General features: G+C 70.3%; 23 protein-coding genes and 1 tRNA gene. 10 read left to right on the forward strand and 14 right to left on the reverse strand.

Going from position 1 to position 18607, the window contains the following annotated elements; translation table 11 throughout:
* Positions 1-33: 33 nt before the first annotated feature.
* The 4 genes from AB0J42_RS13465 to AB0J42_RS13480 form a co-directional block, all read right to left on the reverse strand.
* Positions 34-540: a hypothetical protein gene (locus tag AB0J42_RS13465; protein WP_364292849.1), complete on the reverse strand. Its 507-nt coding sequence runs from the start codon at positions 538-540 to the stop codon at positions 34-36.
* A gap of 277 nt (positions 541-817) precedes the next feature.
* Complete coding sequence (soxR, locus tag AB0J42_RS13470) at positions 818-1297, reverse strand: redox-sensitive transcriptional activator SoxR (RefSeq protein ID WP_364292852.1); 480 nt, start codon at positions 1295-1297, stop codon at positions 818-820.
* 20 nt (positions 1298-1317) lie between these two features.
* The gene (locus tag AB0J42_RS13475; protein WP_364292855.1) at positions 1318-2052 is read right to left on the reverse strand and encodes an ABC transporter permease; all 735 of its coding nucleotides are present in this window, start codon (positions 2050-2052) and stop codon (positions 1318-1320) included.
* On the reverse strand, positions 2049-2954 hold the full coding sequence (locus AB0J42_RS13480) for an ABC transporter ATP-binding protein (RefSeq protein WP_364292858.1): 906 nt from the start codon (positions 2952-2954) through the stop codon (positions 2049-2051). The genes AB0J42_RS13475 and AB0J42_RS13480 overlap by 4 nt, the downstream gene beginning before the upstream one ends.
* A 110-nt stretch (positions 2955-3064) precedes the next feature.
* Between AB0J42_RS13480 and AB0J42_RS13485 the strand changes: the two genes are divergently transcribed.
* From AB0J42_RS13485 to dnaN, 3 genes are read left to right on the forward strand one after another with little or no spacing between them, the layout of a single operon-like run.
* Complete coding sequence (locus tag AB0J42_RS13485; protein ID WP_364292861.1) at positions 3065-4498, forward strand: histidine kinase; 1434 nt, start codon at positions 3065-3067, stop codon at positions 4496-4498.
* On the forward strand, positions 4498-5148 hold the full coding sequence (locus AB0J42_RS13490; RefSeq protein WP_364292864.1) for a response regulator transcription factor: 651 nt from the start codon (positions 4498-4500) through the stop codon (positions 5146-5148). Before AB0J42_RS13485 ends, AB0J42_RS13490 begins: the two co-directional genes overlap by 1 nt.
* 60 nt (positions 5149-5208) lie before the next feature.
* Entirely contained in the window at positions 5209-6306 is a 1098-nt protein-coding gene (dnaN, locus tag AB0J42_RS13495) for a DNA polymerase III subunit beta (RefSeq protein ID WP_364292867.1), read from the forward strand.
* Positions 6307-6330: 24 nt separating this feature from the next.
* On the opposite strand, the gene AB0J42_RS13500 is transcribed toward dnaN, so the two are convergent.
* The gene (locus AB0J42_RS13500) at positions 6331-6786 is read right to left on the reverse strand and encodes a MarR family transcriptional regulator (protein WP_364292870.1); all 456 of its coding nucleotides are present in this window, start codon (positions 6784-6786) and stop codon (positions 6331-6333) included.
* A gap of 131 nt (positions 6787-6917) precedes the next feature.
* Here AB0J42_RS13500 and AB0J42_RS13505 point away from each other — a divergent pair, with 131 nt between their 5' ends.
* Complete coding sequence (locus tag AB0J42_RS13505; protein WP_364292873.1) at positions 6918-7733, forward strand: SDR family oxidoreductase; 816 nt, start codon at positions 6918-6920, stop codon at positions 7731-7733.
* Positions 7734-7776: 43 nt separating this feature from the next.
* On the opposite strand, the gene AB0J42_RS13510 is transcribed toward AB0J42_RS13505, so the two are convergent.
* The 6 genes from AB0J42_RS13510 to upp all read right to left on the reverse strand — a co-directional run bounded on the left by AB0J42_RS13510 (position 7777) and on the right by upp (position 11763).
* Positions 7777-8451, reverse strand: a complete 675-nt coding sequence (locus AB0J42_RS13510; RefSeq protein WP_364292876.1) for a FadR/GntR family transcriptional regulator — start codon at positions 8449-8451, stop codon at positions 7777-7779.
* 103 nt (positions 8452-8554) lie between these two features.
* The gene (locus tag AB0J42_RS13515) at positions 8555-9889 is read right to left on the reverse strand and encodes a helix-turn-helix transcriptional regulator (RefSeq protein WP_364292879.1); all 1335 of its coding nucleotides are present in this window, start codon (positions 9887-9889) and stop codon (positions 8555-8557) included.
* Positions 9890-9986: 97 nt separating this feature from the next.
* Positions 9987-10517 carry a PH domain-containing protein gene (locus AB0J42_RS13520; RefSeq protein ID WP_364292882.1) on the reverse strand — a complete coding sequence of 177 codons (531 nt, stop codon included), beginning with the start codon at positions 10515-10517 and terminating at the stop codon, positions 9987-9989.
* Positions 10514-10672 carry a hypothetical protein gene (locus AB0J42_RS13525; protein WP_364292885.1) on the reverse strand — a complete coding sequence of 53 codons (159 nt, stop codon included), beginning with the start codon at positions 10670-10672 and terminating at the stop codon, positions 10514-10516. Before AB0J42_RS13525 ends, AB0J42_RS13520 begins: the two co-directional genes overlap by 4 nt.
* Positions 10673-10769: 97 nt before the next feature.
* Positions 10770-10994 carry a hypothetical protein gene (locus tag AB0J42_RS13530; RefSeq protein WP_364292888.1) on the reverse strand — a complete coding sequence of 75 codons (225 nt, stop codon included), beginning with the start codon at positions 10992-10994 and terminating at the stop codon, positions 10770-10772.
* 130 nt (positions 10995-11124) lie between these two features.
* Positions 11125-11763 (reverse strand): uracil phosphoribosyltransferase, encoded by a 639-nt coding sequence (gene upp / locus AB0J42_RS13535; RefSeq protein ID WP_364292891.1) that lies wholly within the window; start codon positions 11761-11763, stop codon positions 11125-11127.
* Between the two features lie 153 nt (positions 11764-11916).
* Here upp and AB0J42_RS13540 point away from each other — a divergent pair, with 153 nt between their 5' ends.
* The 4 genes from AB0J42_RS13540 (at position 11917) to AB0J42_RS13555 (ending at position 13466) form a co-directional block, all read left to right on the forward strand.
* The gene (locus tag AB0J42_RS13540) at positions 11917-12426 is read left to right on the forward strand and encodes a tRNA adenosine deaminase-associated protein (RefSeq protein WP_364292894.1); all 510 of its coding nucleotides are present in this window, start codon (positions 11917-11919) and stop codon (positions 12424-12426) included.
* A gap of 14 nt (positions 12427-12440) precedes the next feature.
* The gene (locus AB0J42_RS13545; RefSeq protein ID WP_364292897.1) at positions 12441-12917 is read left to right on the forward strand and encodes a tRNA adenosine deaminase-associated protein; all 477 of its coding nucleotides are present in this window, start codon (positions 12441-12443) and stop codon (positions 12915-12917) included.
* The gene (gene tadA, locus AB0J42_RS13550; RefSeq protein ID WP_364292900.1) at positions 12914-13369 is read left to right on the forward strand and encodes a tRNA adenosine(34) deaminase TadA; all 456 of its coding nucleotides are present in this window, start codon (positions 12914-12916) and stop codon (positions 13367-13369) included. Before AB0J42_RS13545 ends, tadA begins: the two co-directional genes overlap by 4 nt.
* A gap of 10 nt (positions 13370-13379) precedes the next feature.
* Positions 13380-13466, forward strand: a tRNA-Ser gene (locus tag AB0J42_RS13555).
* An 89-nt stretch (positions 13467-13555) separates the two neighbouring features.
* On the opposite strand, the gene AB0J42_RS13560 is transcribed toward AB0J42_RS13555, so the two are convergent.
* Both AB0J42_RS13560 and AB0J42_RS13565 read right to left on the reverse strand, forming a co-directional pair.
* Entirely contained in the window at positions 13556-13852 is a 297-nt protein-coding gene (locus AB0J42_RS13560) for a type II toxin-antitoxin system VapB family antitoxin (protein ID WP_364292903.1), read from the reverse strand.
* A gap of 47 nt (positions 13853-13899) precedes the next feature.
* Positions 13900-14733, reverse strand: coding sequence for a neutral zinc metallopeptidase (locus AB0J42_RS13565; RefSeq protein WP_364292906.1), 834 nt, complete (start codon positions 14731-14733; stop codon positions 13900-13902).
* Between the two features lie 85 nt (positions 14734-14818).
* On the opposite strand from AB0J42_RS13565, the gene AB0J42_RS13570 reads away from it, so the two are divergent.
* Both AB0J42_RS13570 and AB0J42_RS13575 read left to right on the forward strand, forming a co-directional pair.
* On the forward strand, positions 14819-15460 hold the full coding sequence (locus AB0J42_RS13570) for a LysE family translocator (RefSeq protein ID WP_364292909.1): 642 nt from the start codon (positions 14819-14821) through the stop codon (positions 15458-15460).
* Between the two features lie 70 nt (positions 15461-15530).
* Positions 15531-16229 carry a DUF4097 family beta strand repeat-containing protein gene (locus tag AB0J42_RS13575; protein WP_364292912.1) on the forward strand — a complete coding sequence of 233 codons (699 nt, stop codon included), beginning with the start codon at positions 15531-15533 and terminating at the stop codon, positions 16227-16229.
* Here the strand turns inward: AB0J42_RS13575 and AB0J42_RS13580 are convergent, their stop codons facing one another.
* Positions 16230-18584, reverse strand: a complete 2355-nt coding sequence (locus AB0J42_RS13580) for an excinuclease ABC subunit UvrA (protein WP_364292915.1) — start codon at positions 18582-18584, stop codon at positions 16230-16232.
* Between the last annotated feature and the right edge of the window lie 23 nt (positions 18585-18607).

The raw sequence follows: 18607 nt of genomic DNA on the forward strand, positions 1-18607 counted from the left end.
CACCGCCACACGCCCCCTGTCCGCTGGTGTGGCTTATGAGCCCTGCTTGTTCTTCAGCGTCTCCCTGACGGTGGCCGCCTTGCGCTTCGCCGTCGTGGCCTCGGCCTCCTTGCGCTTGGCCGTGGCGGCCTCGGCGGCCTTGCTCGCGGTCGTCCGCCTCCGATCGGGTGCCTTCTCGGCCGGCTTCGGCGTCACCGGCTCACGGCTCATCGGCCTGGCGCCGTCGCCGTTGCCGTTGCGCCGGGCCCGCTGTGCGATGACGGTGCCCATGCCGATCGCGGCCGCCACCGGCCACTCGACCACGCCGAACACGGCGAGCGCGCCGAGCGCCCCGTAGTAGGCGACGCGTTCCGGCGGCGGCAGGATCGACTTGGCGACGTCGACCGCGTGGCCCATCTCCTGCTTGCTGATGTGCGGCAGGGGGATGTGGGGCATGGAGATGCTGGGCATCTCGGGCTTGTGCAGCTGAATGGACATCATGGGCAGGGCCAGCGTGACCTGTCGCCGCTCCTCCTTCGGTTGTGTCTGGGTATCGGCCACGACTTCCTCCTTGAGCGGCGACTTCTGTCTCTGGACTGTTTATCCGTCGCCTCCGCCCCTAATCCGGACCGGTGGTATTTGACCTTTTTGCCGCTCCTCTACCCACGGGGCCGCACGCGGGAGTGACCGTCGTACGAGCGAGCCGTGCAGGCAGAACCCGGGCCGTCCGTGCGCGGGTGGAGCGGGAGAGCGGGCAGTCCCGGTGCGCGGGGGTCGTCGTAGGAGAGCGGGAGGTGCAGGTCTCGCAGGGCGGCGGTGGCGTCGAGCTTCAAGAGGGTCAGCGGCAGGTGCCGGGAGGGCAGATGCGGGTGTCGATGCGGCGGGCGCCCGGGCCTTCGGTGCCGAGGCGGTCGTGGGGGTTGGCGAGGGCGCAGCGGTCGAGGGAGAGGCAGCCGCAGCCGATGCAGTCGGTGAGGTCGTCGCGGAGCCGCTGGAGCTGCTCGATGCGGTCGTCGAGCTCGCCGCGCCAGGCGGCCGACAGGTGGGCCCAGTCGTCGCGGGTCGGGGTGCGGCCCTCCGGCAGCTCGGCGAGGGCCGCCTTGATGGTCTTGAGCGGTATGCCGAGCCGCTGGGAGAGCCGGATGAAGGCGACCCTGCGGAGGGTGTCGCGGGTGTAACGGCGCTGGTTGCCCGCCGTGCGCCGGCTGCTGATCAGGCCCTTCGCCTCGTAGAAGTGCAGGGCCGACACGGCGACGCCGCTGCGCTCGGCGAGCTGGCCGACGGTGAGTTCCTTGGCGTTCCAGACGGCCTTGGTCATGACCTCGACCTTACTTGAGGCTACTCCCACTTGAAGAGACGTACGGCCAGGCCGCCGAAGAGCGCCAGCCCGGCGACCATCACCGCCAGGTGCGGCAGCTGCGGCCAGCCGCCCGCCCAGGTGTCGCGCATGGCGTTGATGAACGGCCCCACGACCGAGTAGTCGCTGATCGTACGGAGCGCGTCCGGCATGATCTCGCGCGGAATCCACATGCCGGCCACGAACAGCAGCGGGAACATCGTCACCGACCCGATGCCGGGCGCCGCCTTGCTGTTGGGCGCGACCGCGGCGATGACCAGCCCGAGCGCCAGCATCGCGGCGGCGCCGAGCAGGAACACCAGCAGGAACCCGAGCAGCTGCTCCGGGAGGCGCGAGCCGAGCACCAGCCACCCGGCGAGGATCACCAGGACCGCGCCCAGCAGGGCGAGGGCCAGGTTCAGCAGGAGCTGCGCGCCGAGCAGCCGCGCCGGATGCATCGGCGTGGTGGACATGCGCCGCAGCACGCCCTGCTCGCGGTAGGCGGTCATCGCGCCGGGTAGCACGGTGAAGGCCGTCGTCAGCAGGGCGAGCAGGATCATCTGGGCGGGCAGCTGGGCGTCCACGAACCGCTGCCCGCCGAGCTCCGGGCTGGGCTCCCGCAGCGCGGGGATCTGCCCCAGGATCAGCAGCAGCCCGACGGGCAGCACCAAGGTGATCGCGGCGGCGAGCCAGTCCCGCGCGAGCAGCTTGGACTCGACGATGAGGATCTTCTTCATGCCAGCTTCTTTCCGGTGAGTGCGAGGAACGCGTCGTCCAGCGACGCCTGTTCGATCCGCAGGTCGTTGGGGACGATCCGCTCTTCGGCGAGCGCGAGGGTGATGGCGGGGGCGAGGTTGCCGGTGCCGGTGACGACCACCTGGCCGCCCGTACGGCTGACGTCGGTGACCTCGGGCAGGGACGTCAGCAGGGAGTCGGCCACGGGGGAGGACGGGCGGAACCGTACGGTCTGCGTGCCGCCGACCCGGGCGACGAGCCCGGCGGGCGAGTCGATGGCGGCGACGCGGCCGGAGTCGATCAGCGCGATCCGGTCGCAGAGCCGCTCGGCCTCCTCCATGAAGTGGGTGACGAGCACGATCGTCACGCCGGAGTCGCGCACCTGCTCGATCAGTTCCCAGGTGTCGCGGCGGGCCTGCGGGTCGAGCCCGGTGGTCAGCTCGTCGAGCACGGCGATGCGCGGCTTGCCGACGAGGGCGAGCGCGACGGAGAGCCGCTGGCGCTGGCCGCCGGAGAGCTTGCCGAACGCGGTGTCGCGCTTGGCGTCCAGGCCGACCCGTTCCATCAGCTCCCGCCAGTCGGCGGGGTCGGGGTAGAAGGACGCGTACAGGTCGAGCGCCTCCCACACCTTGAGCTTCTCGGGCAGGGCGGCGCTCTGCAGCTGGACGCCGAGCACGCGGCGGAGCGCGTCCCGGTCCGTCACGGGGTCGATGCCGGCCACGCGGAGGGAGCCGCGGTCGGGGACCCGCAGGCCCGACACGCACTCCACGGTGGTGGTCTTGCCTGCGCCGTTCGGGCCGAGGATGCCGAAGATCTCGCCGGCCTGGACCTCGAACGACACGTCATCCACCGCCACGTGGTCCTGGTAGCGCTTGTGGAGGTTCCGTACCTCGATGACGTTCATGCCGTCGACGCTAGGGACGCCGGTTCCGTCGCGGAATCGTGCTGGTTGCCGGGTGAGGGTGTACTTAGGTGCAGTGTGCGCACCTGCCGGAGTGACGCACACTTGAGGACATGGTGCGGCAGATCGGTTACATCCTGGCGCTGCTGGGGCTCGTCATCGTCGAACTCCTGACGATCGTGTCCTCGTTCGTATCCCTGGTTCTCGCCTTCGGGCTGGGGATGGTGTTCCTGTTCCCGCCGCAGGTGCGGATGATCAGGCGGGTGACGGGGCTGACGCGCCGGCTCGTGAACGCCTCCGCCGGGGTGTCGATCGAGCCGCCGTACCTGCCCGAGCCGCCGCCTCCGCAGCCGCAGGCCGACGGGCTCTACCGGTCGCACCGTACGCTCTACAAGACGCCCCGCGTGCCGGCCTGGAACGACCGGTGGCGATGGATGATGACCGACCCGGCGACCTGGCGCGACGCGCTGTGGCTGGCGCTGGATCCGTTCGTCAAGGTGCTGCTGCTGCCGCTGTTCGTCCTGCTGCCGGGCCGTGGGCTGCGCGTGTACGGGCTATGGTGCGCGACGCTGCTGGGTGCCACCGCGTCCAGCCGCATGGCCGGCCAGATCAGCAGCCTCAACCGGGCCCGCAACCTCGCCGTCGACACGCAGGCCGCCGAGATGCGCCGGATCGAGCGTGACCTGCACGACGGCACGCAGGCCAGGCTGGTGGCGCTCGGCATGACGATCGGGGCCGCCGAACAGATTGTGGAGTCCGACCCGCGGGCGGCCAAGGCGCTGATGGCCAAGGCCAGGGAGGCTTCGGCGGAGACGCTGACCGAGCTGCGCCGGGTGATCCGCGGCATCCACCCGCCGGTGCTGGCCGAGCGCGGGCTCGGCGACGCGGTGCGGGCGCTGGCGATGGACAGCGCGCTGAGGGTGTCGGTGCAGGTCGACCTGCCGCACCGGCCGGAGGCGCCGGTGGAGGCGGCCGCGTACTTCGCGGTCAGCGAGCTGCTGGCGAACGCCGCCCGGCACGGCGGGGCCGAGTCCGTGGAGATCGACATCAGCAGCAGCCGGGCGAACCTGCTCATCACGGTCACCGACGACGGCTGGGGCGGCGCCGACCCGGCCAAGGGCAGCGGCCTGGCCGGGATCGAGCGCCGGCTGGCGGCCTTCGACGGCGTGATGGCGATCAGCAGCCCGCCGGGCGGCCCGACCACGGTGACCATGGAGCTGCCCCGGGTGCTGCCCGCGCACTGGGCCGGTGACCTGCCGAAGCTGCCGCGCTGGAAGATGATCACCGTGGTCACGCTGTGGGCCACGGCCTGGTGCCCGCTGTTCCCGCAGGGGATCGTGGCCGGCGTCTTCAAGACGATCGACTTCGACGAGAAGGCCTGGTTCCTCGCGCTGCACCTGCCCGAGCCGTGGCAGTGGCCGTGCATCGTGTTCATGATCCTGCTCGGCACGGCCATGTATCTGGCCGCGGTGGTGATCCCGGCCCAGGACCGGGACAACCCGTCCATCGTTCGGCCCACCGTCCGTACCGGCATAAGGTGCACGTGATGAACCGGGTACTCGTCGCCGAAGACCTCTATCTGCTCAGGGACGGGCTGGTCCACCTGCTCCAGGCCCACGGGTTCGAGGTGGTCGCGGCCGTGGAGAGCGGCCCCGAGCTGCTCAAGGGCCTGCTGGAGCTCCGCCCCGACGTGTCGATCGTGGACGTGCGGCTGCCGCCGACGCTCACCGACGAGGGGCTGCAGGCCTCGCTGGAGGCCCGCAAGAAGGTGCCGGGGCTGCCGATCCTGGTGCTGTCGCAGCACGTCGAGCAGCTCTACGCGCGTGAGCTGCTGGCCGACGGCTCGGGCGGCATCGGCTACCTGCTGAAGGACCGGGTGTTCAACGCCGAGCAGTTCATCGACGCGGTGCGCCGGGTCGCGGCGGGCGGCACCGCGATGGACCCGGAGGTCATCTCCAAGCTGCTGGCCAGCAACGCCAAGAACGAGCCGCTGGCCGCGCTCACCCCGCGCGAGCGGGAGGTGCTGGAGCAGATGGCGGAGGGCCGCTCCAACGCCGCCATCTCCCAGCGGCTCTACCTGAGCGAGAGCGCCGTGGCCAAGCACACGGCCAGCATCTTCGGCAAGCTCGGCCTGGCCCCGTCGGACGACGACAACCGGCGGGTGCTGGCGGTCCTGGCATACCTGAACAGCCGCTGAGCTTTGTCGGTGGGCTCGGATACCTTCTAAAGGGCACCCCGCGAAGAAAGGGCTGATCAGGTGAAGATCCGGGTTAACCGTGACGTGCTGGCCGAGGCCGTCGCCTGGGCCGCCAGGGTCCTGCCCAGCCGCCCCGCGTCCCCCGTGCTGTCCGGTCTGCTCCTGGAGGCGGGCGACGACCTGAGCCTGTCCGCCTTCGACTACGACGTCTCGGCCCGGGCCGAGGTCGACGCCGACGTGTCGGAGGCCGGCCGGGTGCTGATCCCCGGCCGCCTGCTCGCCGAGATCAGCCGGAGCCTGCCCGACGACGACGTGGTGATCGTCACCGAGGGCCAGGAGGCGGTGCTGACCTGCGGCAGCGCTGAGTTCGGCCTGGTCACCATGCCGGTCGAGGACTTTCCCGCGATGCCCTCCATGCCGCCCGCCATCGGCGCGATCGGCGGCGGCGTGTTCGCCTCGGCGGTGGGTCAGGTGGCGCCCTCGGCCAGCCGCGACGACACGCTGCCCATGCTGACCGGCATCCGGGTCGACGTGGAGGGCGAGACGGTGACGATGGCCGCCACCGACCGCTACCGCATCGCCGCCCGCGACTTCGCCTGGCGGCCGGTCAGTCCCGACGTCGCGGTCTCGGCGATGGTGCCCGCCCGGGTGCTGGTGGAGGTGGCCAGGTCGCTGCGCGGCGGGGAGGTACGGGTCGCGCTCGGCGACGGGGTGGCCGGGTTCGAGAGCGTGGGCCGCAGCACCACCGTGCGACTGCTCGACGAGCAGTTCATCGATTACCGCGGCCGGCTGACCTCCCAGTGGTCGATCCGGGCCGACGTGCGGGTGGGGCCGTTCCTGGCGGCCATCAAGCGGGTGGCGCTGGTGGCCGAGCGCAACACCGCGATCCGGCTGTCCTTCAGTCAGGGCCAGGTGCTCATCCAGGCGGGCGGCGGCGACGTCGGGCGCGGCGCCGAGGTGGTGGAGTGCGAGCTGCGCGGCGACGACATCCAGATCGCCTTCCAGTCGCAGTTCCTCATCGACGGGCTCAGCGGCATCGAGACCGAGCTGGCCCGCATCAACCTGGAGTCGCCGACCCGGCCCGCCCTCATCCAGGACGTCCCCGGCGACGCCGGCCCCGACTTCCGCTACCTGGTGATGTCACTGCGTCTCGCCTGACCAGGGCGAAGACCTGCTGCCTTGTCACTCCGTCTCTCCTGAGTGGCGGGCGGCCACCAGGGCGAAGACCCGCTTGAAGACGGCGTAGTCGGCCTCGCCCGCGGCCTCGGCGTGCCGCCGCTCGATGGCGGCCAGGATCGCGTCGGAGCGCCGCATCTGGTCGAGGCCCTTGTCTGTCGGCACGATCAGTTTGGCCCGCCGGTCGGCCGGGTCGGGCCGCCGCTCCACGTAGCCGAGCTCGGCCAGCTCGTCCACCAGCGTGCCGATGACCTGCTTGTGCTGGCCCGACTGGGCGGCCAGGTCGGTGGCCCGGCTGCCCTCCTCGTCGAGGTAGGCGAGCACGGCGCCGTGGCGCGGCCGCAGCTCGGGGTGACCCTGCTCGGCGAGGGTGGCGAACAGCTCCTTCTGCAGGGCGAAGAGGGTGCGGCTGCTCAGGATGCCGAGATCGGGGTCGTTCTTCTTGCGCTCGCTGCGGCGCATACCACCCTCCATTTAGTCACCAATCTTGATAGTCACTGATTCTTACTATTAAGCTGCCGGCAGGACGAGATCCCGTGTGGCCCGGAGAGTACCGGGGTGTCACAGGGCTCCACCGATGAGAGGGATATGACATGTTGCTGATCACCGGTGCCACCGGCACCGTCTCCGGCGAACTGCTGCGCGCCCTGCCCGCCAAGGAAGATGTGCGCGTGCTCGTCCGCGACCCGGCCAGAGCGCCGGAAGGAGTGGACGTCGCGGTGGGCGACCTGGACCGGCCGGAGACGCTCAAGGACGCCTTCGCGAACGTCGAGACGTTATGGCTGCTGACCGCGATGGGCCCGGCCGCGCCGCACGCCGCCTCCAACGCTCTGTGGGCGGCCCGCCAGGCAGGGGTTCGGCACGTGGTGCGGCTGTCCGCCATCGGCGCCGCGCACGACGCGCCCACCCGCAACGGCCGCCTGCACGCGCTGTCCGAGGTCGAGCTGGCCGCCTCCGGGCTGGGCTGGACCGTCGTGCGGCCGGCCTTCTTCATGCAGAACCTGTTCGGGTCGGTCAGCGGGGGCACGCTGTACGGTCCGACGGGGGAGGGCAGGATGGGCCTCATCGACGTGCGCGACATCGCGGCCTTCGCCGCCCGGGTGCTCGCCGACCCGAAGTCACACCACGGCAGGACGTACACGATCACCGGCCCGGAGAGCATCTCGCTGCGCGACGCCGCCGCCAGGATCGGTGCCGGCTACCAGCCCGTCGCCCCGGAGGACGCCTACCGGGCGATGCTCCAGGCAGGGCTGCCGGAGTGGGACGCCGCGGTCAACGTCGAGTACGCGCGGGCGTACGCGCGAGGCTGGGGCGATTACACGACCGGCGACTTCGCCGAGGTGATGGGACACCCGGCGCGCCCGTTCGACGCCTTCGCCGCCGACCACGCCAGACAGCTCGGTAGCTGACCCCGTCTCAGCCGCGCTGGACGGCTCGGCGGCTGGCCTGATCTCAGCCCTCGGTCAGGGCGATGAGGATGTGCTCCATGCAGGCGTGACCCGCCCGCTCGGCGGCTGCCGCGTCGCCGGCCGCGATCGCGCGGGCGATGGCGTCGTGCGGGATGTAGGTCTTGTTGAGCGACGTGCCGGCCGCGGTGATGCTGGCCCGCAGCGCCGCGGAGAAGTCCTCGTACAGGTCGATGAGGACGCGGTTGTGCGTGGCGTGCGCGACCGCCATGTGGAAGGCCAGGTCGGTCTCCACGAAGCGGGCGGGGTCGTCCTGCTCCCACGCCTTGTCGCGCTCGGCCAGGGCCGCCTCGATGCGGGCGATGTCCTCGTCGGTGCGCCGGGTGGCGGCCAGCCGGGCGGCCTCCACCTCCAGCGCGCGGCGGACTTCGAAGATCTCCAGCTGCTCGGCCTGCCGCAGCCGCCGCGTCATGGCCCCGGACAGCTCGCTCGTGGCCCGCACGTACGTGCCGTCGCCCTGGCGGCACTCCAGCAGGCCGGCGTGGGTGAGCGCGCGTACGGCCTCCCGGACGGTGTTGCGACCGACACCGAGCTGCTCGGCGAGCACCGTCTCTGTCGGGATCTTGCCGTTCATCGGCCACGACCCGGTGGTGATCTGCTCCTTCAGCTGGTCGATCACCTGGTCGACGAGCGAAGCTCGCTGCGCCGTACGCAGACTCACAGTCCGCCTCCTCTGGGGAACCCAATCATCCTATGATTCAATGACTGGTTTCCCCAGTGTATTCCAGACCCGGAACGCCCGGGCCTGGAACCCCCCTTCGCGGCTAGCGGGCGATGGCGGTGTCGACCGTGAGACCGGCCATGATGGACCGCACGCCGGCGGCCTCCAGGGCCTTGCGGTAGGCGGCGGTCTGCTGCGAGCGGTCGCCGGTCCGGCCGAACAGGTCGCCCAGCTCGCGCCAGCACTTGGCGGTCGCCCGGTCGGCGCCGTACGGCTGACCGGCCGTGCCCTCCAGCACGATGCGGGCGGCGGTGAGGTGGTCGGCCGGGTCGGCCTCGCGCATCACGGCCACCGTGGCCCGCACGAGGTGTGCCTCGGCCGCGACGCTGCCGCCGCCGAGCAGCCCCAGCGCCTCGCCGGCGAGGTCACCGGCCCGCTCGGGCTCGCCGGCGCGCAGCATGACCCGCGACAGCGCGATGAGGGCCTCGCCCCGCTCCTGGTCGCGGCCCGCCGACGCGAACGTGCGGGCGGCGTCGCTCGCGAGCCGCTCGGCCTCGGCCGTCGGAGTCCACTCCAGGCGCGCCCAGCGCATGGCCGCGCGGGCCAGCTGGAGCGCCACCCGGCAGTCGCGGCCGGCGTTGATGGCGTCGTCGGCCAGGCGCACCGCCAGCGCGGAGTCCTCGCCCGCGGCCGCCGCGCTGCTCGCCTTCCAGAGGGCTCTGACCTCTCCGGAACGGTCCATAACGTCAGACAAGCCGGCGATGTCGAGCACCCTCTTGACGTACGCCAGCTCGGGGGAGCTGCCCCGCTGCTCGCCGTGCGCCTCCACCAGCGCGCAGGCCAGCTCCACGGCGAGCTCGCCCTGCAGGATGGACATCCGCTCGGCCTGCTCCAGCGCCTTGGACGCCAGGTCGCGGGCGCGCAGCCGGTCGCCGGCCCGCTGGTAGCAGCGGCTCAGCGCGATCGTGATCGGCAGGTCGGCCAGCCGCTCCGGATGGGCCGCCGCCTCCCTGCGCAGACGTTCGAACGCCTCCACCGCCTGACCGAGCCGGCCCTGGGCCTCCAGCGCGCGGGCCCTGCCGAAGCGGGCCTGCGCCGTCAGCATGGCGTTCTCCTCGTCGGCGGCCTTGACGATCTCGGAGTATCGGTCGGCCGCTACGGCAGGATCGCCGTGCTGCAGCTCCAGCTCCGCGTGGCGGAGCCCGAGCTCGGTGTCGATGCGCTGGCGGGGCTCGATGCCGTGCAGGAGGAACTCGGTGGTGCAGCCGAGCCTCTCGGCCAGGAGTCTGGCGACGACGGGAGTCGGTGTGCGCTTACCCGACTCAATGAGCGAGACATAACTGTCCGACAGGTCGGGTCCGGCCAGCTGGGCCTGCGACATCCGCCTGTTCAGCCGCAATCCTCGGACGCGGTCACCGATGGTTCCCTGACTCGGCATCTCATCTCTCAAGGCGGGGAAGGGTCAACACCCCGCAATGATTGCATGAAGTAGCCGAATGGGGTATACCCAGGCGAAAGAATTCTCTACTTGGAGATTAATCGTCGCTGTCGCCGCCGGGGAAAAGCATCGAGCAGACCTCCAGGTACAGCGTCTCGGGGTACGGAATGTACTGGACGGTAGAGAGCGCCTGGTCCTGACCTGCGGACTCGAGGATGAACTCACCGTAGCCGAGCATGCGCCCCAGCAGTGATCGCTGGAAGCTCATGTCGGTGACCTTTCCCAGGGGCATCATCGCGACCTTGCGCGTGATCAAGCCCGTGGTCAAGAGCATCCGTTTGGACGTGACGACGAAGTAGTCAACAGACCATTCGGCCACTTTCCAGACAAAACGGATCAACAGCAGCAGCCACAGCCACCAGACGACCACGAGGGCGGTGCCGCCGCCGTCCCCGCCGCCGAAGAACCGGCTGAGCAGACCGGCGATGATCAGACCCCCGAAGACCTCGGCGACGGGGCGGAGCAGCACGGCGGGATGACGCCGCACCATGATGACCTGTTGCTCTTGGGGGAGGAGGTAGCGGTTGACCGACGACGGGGCAGAGTCCCCGTGGGTCACAAGTCTCATGCGAGATTGTTCACGAATTGGGCCAGCGAATCGGCCGCGGTGAACATGGTGTCGAACGCCCCTCTGACCGCGTCGGCGGCGTCAGCGGGCCGCGCGAACAGGTAGTACGCGACAAAACCGATGCCGCCGTAGGTGAGGACTTTTTTGACCTGCACTGTACGCCTCCGAACCGACTTACCACTCCACCCGCCTATACATTACCCACCCCCAAGCCGGGGTAAAGGTGCCTAGACGAGTTGGTTCCGATCTTGGTTAGCCACGCTCGCTGGCCACGAGGGCGAGCACGTGGAGATGCTTGCGGGCGATCCGCTCGACCAGGTTGGGATGGGCGTAACCAGTGACCTCGAGCGCCCCGTAGTGGGCCGCGTCGACGCAGCGCGTCACGATGGCCGCCGAGTGGACGCCGGCGAACTCCTCGCACAGCGCCGCCTCGACCTCCGCGTACGGGCTCGACTCCGGTTCGGTGTGATCGTTCACGAGCACACCCCGGAGATCGCGCAAACGCTCATGGTGGTCCCCCGCACCCCAAGTGTCTTCCTGGCTCTACGTACCCATGCAATCACAGTATGTAACGAAGTGGCCACTTGAGGTGGGGATTTGGCGAAGCTCAGACCACGCCGTAGAGCCGGTCGCCCGCGTCGCCGAGCCCCGGCACGATGTAGCCGAGCTCGTTGAGCCGGTCGTCCAGCGCGGCGGTGACCACCCGGATGGGCTTGCCCGAGTTCGCGAACACCTTGTCCATGTAGGCCAGGCCCTCGGGGGCGGCCAGCAGGCAGATGGCCGTCACGTCCACCGCGCCCCGGTCGAACAGGAACTTGATCGCCGCCGCGAGCGTGCCGCCGGTGGCCAGCATCGGGTCGACCACGTAGCACTGCCGGCCCGACAGGTCGTCGGGGAGCCGGGTGGCGTAGGTCTCGGCCTGGAGCGTCTCCTCGTCGCGGATCATGCCCAGGAAGCCGACCTCGGCGGTGGGCAGCAGCCGCGTCATGCCGTCGAGCATGCCCAGCCCGGCCCGCAGGATCGGGACCACCAGCGGGTACGGCTTGGCCATCCGCAGGCCCTTCGCCGGGGACACGGGGGTGTCGACCGTCACCTCGGTGACGCGGACGTCCCGGGTGGCCTCGTACGCCAGCAGCGTCACCAGCTCGTCGGTGAGCCTGCGGAAGGTGGGGGAGTCGGTGCGGACATCGCGCAGCGCGGTGAGCTTGTGGGCCACGAGCGGATGGTCGACGACGAGGGTCTCCATAAGGGACAACGCTATCTTGTGTGCTACGTACCAGACATCGCGGTACCGTTTTTGATCACAATTTGGTCGGAGCGGCTCACCGCGGGCAGCCTGGTCTGGGACGATGGGAAACTCGGAAAGGCTCTGGTTGTCAGGGTCGGGTGGGGGATCGCGATGACAGACGAAGAGGCGCTCGATTTCGCCATCGTGGTCTTTGGTGAGGACGATCGCTGGGACGCCGAGCTGCTCCCCGTCGCGCTGACGTCCGATCTGCACGGGCTGATCAAGGCGCTCCGCCAGCAGCCCACCGAGAGCGCCACGATTGGCCTCGTGGCGGTGGGGGATGAGTTCTTCGTGGCGCTGCGGGTCATCGGAGAGCGGGTCGATGTCTTCCTGTCCGACATCGCCGCCTCGTGGGACTATCCGCTGGCCCGGCAGGTGCTCGAATACCTCGACGTGCCGGTGCCCGACGAGCAGGAGCTCGACGAGATCCTCCAGGACGAGGACACCGCGCTGCCCGCCGGCGACCTGTCGATCTTCGCGGACCTCGGGCTGGACGAGATGGAGCTGGGCATCCTCTCCGGGGATGTCGACCTGCTGCCGGACGAGGTCCTGTCCAGCATCGCGGCGCGGCTCGGGTTCTCGGAGCCGTTCGAGCGCGCCATCGAATCGGTCTTCGACTGACCCCTGGAGCGCACATGGCGGCGAACACCTTCTCTGCGGCCTTCGTCAAGACTTCCGACGGCTGGAGCGGGGCCGAGGTCGACCTGTCCGGCACCGAGATCGTCGACGACTTCGGCGACGCCGTGACTGAGGCGCTCGGGCTGGCCGGCGACGAGCTGGCGCTGCTCTGCGTCGAGGTCGAGGACGAATGGTTCGCGATCGTGCGCTACCTCGGCGACGAGGAGCCGCGGGTGTTCCTCTCCGACGCCCACGCCATCGCCTCCAACCACTTGGGCGAGCTGTTCGCCGAGTTCGCCGGGGTGGCGCCCGGCCGGGAGACCACCGAGCTGGGGGTGCGCCCGGCGGGCGACTTCGACCTGCTGAGCGACCTCGGCGTCAGCTCCGAGGAGCTGCTGGAGCTCAGCATGGAGGAAGGGGTGCTCCCGGCGGACGTCGTCTCGGTGCTGGCCGAGCGGCTGTCGTTCGCCGACGAGCTCGACCGCCTGCGATGACCTGGACCGCCGCCATGCGGCAGGCGCTCGGCGAGGCCGCCGCCGCCGGGGCGCGCGGCGAGGTGCCCGTCGGCGCGGTGGTGCTCGGCCCCTCGGGCGAGGTCCTGGCCGCCGCCGGCAACGACCGCGAGTCCACCGCCGACCCCACCGCCCACGCCGAGGTCTTGGCGCTCCGTGCCGCCGCCCGCCGCCGCGGCTCCTGGCGGCTCGACGGCTGCACGCTCGTCGTCACGCTCGAACCCTGCACGATGTGCGCGGGCGCCGCCGTCCTGGCGCGGGTCGACAGGATCGTGTACGGAGCGGTCGACGAGAAGGGCGGGGCCGCGGGCTCGCTCTGGGACGTCGTCCGCGACCGCAGGCTCAACCATCGGCCCGAGGTCGTCCTGGGGGTGCTGGCGGAGGAGTGCTCGGCCGTCCTAAAGGAGTTCTTCGGCACTCGCCGGATCCGGTAAGCTCGTCGGCGGTGGTGTCGCCTAGTGGCCGAGGGCGCACGCCTCGAAAGCGTGTGATGGGGCAACTCATCCGTGGGTTCAAATCCCACCACCACCGCCCTCCGGAAGGGCCCCGCACGACGCGGGGCCCTTTTCCGTTTTCCGGGGCTCTGCCGTAAAGAAAAACGCCGCGGGCCGCGGCGTCTGTCAGTCGTCCAGTTCGAGCACTCTGGCGTGCAGGATCGATCTCTGGTGCAGGGCCGCGCGCAGCGCCCGGTGCAGGCCGTCCTCCAGGTAGAGCTCGCCCTTCCACTGCACCACGTGCGGGAAGAGGTCGCCGTAGAACGTGGAGTCGGCGGCGAGCAGGGAGTGCAGGTCCAGCATGGCCTTGGTGGTGATCAAGGAGTCGAGGCGGACCTGCCGCGGGGGTATCTGGGCCCAATCGCGGTTGGACAATCCATGTTCGGGATAAGGGCGTCCGTCGCCGACCATCTTGAAGATCACCCCATGATTTTATGAGAGATTCCGGTCACCCGTGCTCTCTCCGCTGCTCACACCAGCTCCGCGCCCTCGCAGCGGGCCGGGTTCCCGGTGTCGTAGCCGCGCTGGAACGCGGCCGTCCGCTGCTTGGAGCTGCCGTGGGTGAACGACTCGGGGTCGACCCGGCCCCCGCTGCGCCGCTGGATCCGGTCGTCGCCGACGGCGGCCGCCGCGTCGAGCGCCTCGGCGATGTCGGCCCGGGTGAACTCCCTGGCGTAGAAGCCGCCCTCGTAGGCGTTCCTGGCCCACACCCCGGCGAAGCAGTCGGCCTGCAGCTCGATGGCCACCGAGCTGCCGGCATCGAGCAGGCCGAGCAGGTTCTGCACGTGGTGACCGTACTCGTGGGCGATCACGTACGCCTGCGCGAACGGACCGCCCTTGGCCCCGAACCGGCTCTCCAGGTCGTCGAAGAAGGTCAGGTCGAGGTAGACGCGCCGGTCGGCGGGGCAGTAGAACGGGCCGACGGAGGAGTCGGCCGCGCCGCAGGCGGTGCGGACGCCGCCGGAGTACAGCACGGTCTTGGCCAGGCGGTAGCCGGTCAGCTGGGTCTTCCAGTAGTCCTGGATGCTGTTGACCACGCCGACGACCTGGCACTTCTCGATCTGGTCGGCGTCCTTGCCGGTGCGGCACCGCTCGGCGAGGTTGGCCGGGGGCCGCTCGTGGCCGGGCTGGACGCCCACGCCGCCGACGTTGTTGAGCACGAAGATCAGGACGAGCACGATCAGGCCGACGATCCCGCCGCCGCCGCCGATGACCACGCCGCCGCCGGGGAACCCGCCGCCACCGCCGTAGCCGCGGTCCTCCACCTGCGATGAGTCGAGGTTGACGTCGTCCCTGAAGTCCATCGCCCAGAGTTCCTTCCGTGGGGGTACATCAGTGCTTCCCCTGGGGTGAATCATGACGCCTCGGCGCTCGGTTAGTCTTCCCCCTATGATGACCGGATTAGTAGGAATTGCACTGGTCTCCCTGGGGATGGTCCTCACTCCCGGGCCGAACATGATCTACCTGGTGTCCCGGTCGATCACCCAGGGCCGCCGGGCCGGGCTCATCTCGCTGACCGGCGTCTTCCTCGGGTTCAGCGTCTACCTGGTCGCCACCTGTCTCGGGCTGACCGCGATCTTCGTCTACGTCCCGGCCGCCTACACCGCGCTCAAGCTCGCGGGCGCCGCGTACCTGCTCTACCTCGCCTGGAACGCCGTCAAGCCCGGCGGCCTGTCCGCCTTCGAGACCCGCGAGCTGCCGGCCGAGCCCGCCGGCCGCCTCTTCGCGATGGGGCTGTTCACCTGCCTGCTCAACCCCAAGATCGCCATCCTCTACATGTCGCTGCTGCCGCAGTTCATCGACCCCTCGATGGGCCACATCATGATGCAGAGCCTCCTGCTCGGCTCCGTGCAGGTCGCCATCGGCACGCTGGTCAACGGGCTCATCGTCATCTCCGCCGGGGCTCTGGCCGCCTTCCTGGCCCGCCGTCCGATCTGGGTACGGATCCAGCGCTACTTCATGGGCACCGTGCTCGGCGGCATGGCCGTACACCTGGCGGCGGACCGGTCCCGAGCCCTGACGACCGCGTGACCCGTACTCAGGGAAAGCTCAGGGAAGTCACCTGAGGCCCGGCGGGCCGCGAGCCACCACACTTGAGCGCATGAAAGTGAGGCGGACAGGACTGATCGCCGGCCTGGCGGGGCTGCTGGCGATGACGACGGCCTGCGGCGTCGGCGCGCCGGAGCACGCGAAGACGGACTCCTACGACGTCACCGGCACGGTGACGGCACTCCAGGTCGCGGCCGACGACGGCACCATCGAGGTGATCGAGTCCGACCGGCAGGGCGTGCGCGTCACCGAGAAGCACACCTGGAGCGGTGACCGGCCGCCCCAGGCGAGCCACGAGGTCAAGGGCGGCACGCTCGTGCTCGCCTACACCTGCCCGAGCGGGTGGGGCGCCCTGGTCCACTGCGACGTCGACTACACGGTCGAGATCCCCCGCGGGCTGCGGGTCAAGGCCGAGACCGACTCGGGCGCGGTGACGCTGCGCGACCTGTCGGGCGAGGTGGAGGCGAGCTCCGACTCCGGCCGGATCGAGGCCACCGGGCTGTCGAGCGGGCGCGTCGTCGCCGGGACGGACTCCGGCGGCATCGCCCTGACCTTCGCCGCACCGCCGGAGAAGGTCGAGACCCGCTCGGACTCCGGGTCGAGCGTCGTGCGCGTGCCGGAGGGCCCGTACGACATCACCGCCACCACCGACTCGGGCGGCAGGCGGATCGACGCCGCGCACGAGGCCGGAGCCCCGCGCACGATCGACGTGCGCAGCGACTCCGGCGACGTCGACGTGCTGCCCGCCTGATCAGGCGCCGACGTACTCCGCAAGGTGCTCGCCGGTGACCGTGGAGCGGGCCGCGACCAGCTCGGCGGGCGTGCCCTCGAAGACGATCCGGCCGCCGTCGTGACCGGCGCCGGGGCCGAGGTCCACGATCCAGTCGGCGTGCGCCATGACCGCCTGGTGGTGCTCGATGACGATCACCGACTTGCCCGCGTCGACCAGCCGGTCGAGCAGGCCGAGCAGCTGCTCGACGTCCGCCAGGTGAAGACCGGTCGTCGGCTCGTCGAGCACCAGGACGCCGCCCTTGTCGGCCAGGTGGGTGGCCAGCTTGAGCCGCTGCCGCTCGCCGCCGGACAGCGTGGTGAGCGGCTGGCCGAGGCTCAGATAGCCCAGCCCGACGTCGGCGAGCCGGCCCAGGATGGTGCGCGCGGCCGGCGTGCGCGCCTCGCCGGCGCCGAAGAACTCCGCGGCCTCCACCACCGGCATCGCCAGCACCTCGCTGATGTCACGGCCGCCGAGCCGGTACTCCAGCACCGCCGCCTGGAACCGCTTCCCCTCGCAGTCCTCGCAGGTGGTGGCGACGCCCGCCATCATGCCCAGGTCGGTGTAGACGACGCCCGCGCCGTTGCAGCCAGGGCACGCGCCCTCCGAGTTGGCGCTGAACAGCGACGGCTTCACGCCGTTCGCCTTCGCGAACGCCTTGCGGATCGGGTCGAGCAGACCTGTGTACGTGGCCGGATTGCTCCGTCGTGAGCCCTTGATCGGACTCTGGTCCACGTACACCACGCCCGCCTCCGCCGGGATCGAGCCGTGGATCAGCGAGCTCTTGCCCGACCCGGCGACGCCCGTCACCACGCAGAGCACCCCGAGCGGGATGTCGACGTCCACGTTCTGCAGGTTGTGGCGGTTCGCGCCGCGGATCGCCAGCTTGCCCGTCGGGCTGCGCACCTCGGGCTTGAGCGACGCCCGGTCGTCCAGATGGCGGCCGGTGACGGTGCCGCTCGCCCGCAGGCCCTCGACGGTCCCCTCGAAGCAGATGCTGCCGCCCGCCGTCCCCGCCCCCGGGCCGAGGTCCACGACGTGGTCGGCGATCGCGATCGTCTCCGGCTTGTGCTCCACCACCAGGACCGTGTTGCCCTTGTCGCGCAGCCGCCGCAGCAGGTCGTTCATCCGCCGGATGTCGTGCGGGTGCAGGCCGATCGTCGGCTCGTCGAACACGTACGTCACGTCGGTCAGCGCCGAGCCGAGGTGGCGGATCATCTTGGTGCGCTGCGCCTCGCCGCCCGACAGCGTGCCCGCCGGCCGGTCCAGCGAGAGATAGCCGAGCCCGATCTCCACGAACGAGTCGAGCGTGTGCAGCAGCTTGCCGAGCAGCGGGGCCACCGACGGCTCGTCCAGCCCCCGTACCCACTCGGCCAGGTCCGTGATCTGCATCGCGCACGCGTCGGCGATGCTGATGCCCCTGATCTTCGAGGAGCGCGCCTCCGCGCTGAGCCGGGTGCCGTCGCAGTCGGGGCAGGCCGTGAAGGTGACCGCCCGGTCCACGAACGCCCGGATGTGCGGCTGCATCGCCTCCCGGTCCTTCGACAGGAACGACTTCTGGATCTTCGGGATCAGGCCCTCGTACGTGAGATTGACGCCGTCGACCTTGACCTTGACGGGCTCCTTGTAGAGGAAGTCGTGGAGCTCCTTCTCGGTGTAGTCGCGGATCGGCTTGTCCGGGTCGACGAAACCCGACTCGGCGTAGACCCGTACCGTCCAGAAACTGTCGGACTTCCAGCCCGGGATCGTGAACGCGCCCTCCGACAGCGACTTCGAGTCGTCGTACAGCTGCGTGAGGTCGATGTCCGACACCGAACCCCGGCCCTCGCAACGCGGGCACATGCCGCCGATGCGGGTGAACGTCGCCTTCTCCGTCTTGCGGGCGCCCCGCTCGACGGTGATCGCCCCTTTCGCCCGTACGGTCGGAACGTTGAAGGAGAAAGCCTGCGGCGAGCCGATGTGCGGCTCCCCGAGCCGGCTGAACAGGATGCGCAGCATCGCGTTGGCGTCGGTGACCGTGCCGACGGTGGAACGCGGATCGGCGCCCATCCGCTGCTGGTCCACGATGATCGCGGTCGTCAGCCCGTCGAGCACGTCGACCTCGGGCCGCGCCAGCGACGGCATGAAACCCTGCACGAAGGCGCTGTAGGTCTCGTTGATCAGCCGCTGCGACTCGGCCGCGATCGTGCTGAACACCAGCGAGCTCTTGCCCGAGCCCGAAACCCCGGTGAACACCGTCAGCCGGCGCTTCGGAATCTCAATGCTGACGTCCTTCAGGTTGTTCACGCGCGCGCCGTGCACGCGGATCACGTCGTGGGTGTCGGCGGCATGCGTCATCGGTTCTCCATCGTGTTGCGTCT

The sequence above is a fragment of the Nonomuraea sp. NPDC049649 genome, assembly GCF_040675175.1.
Taxonomy (GTDB): Bacteria; Actinomycetota; Actinomycetes; order Streptosporangiales; family Streptosporangiaceae; genus Nonomuraea.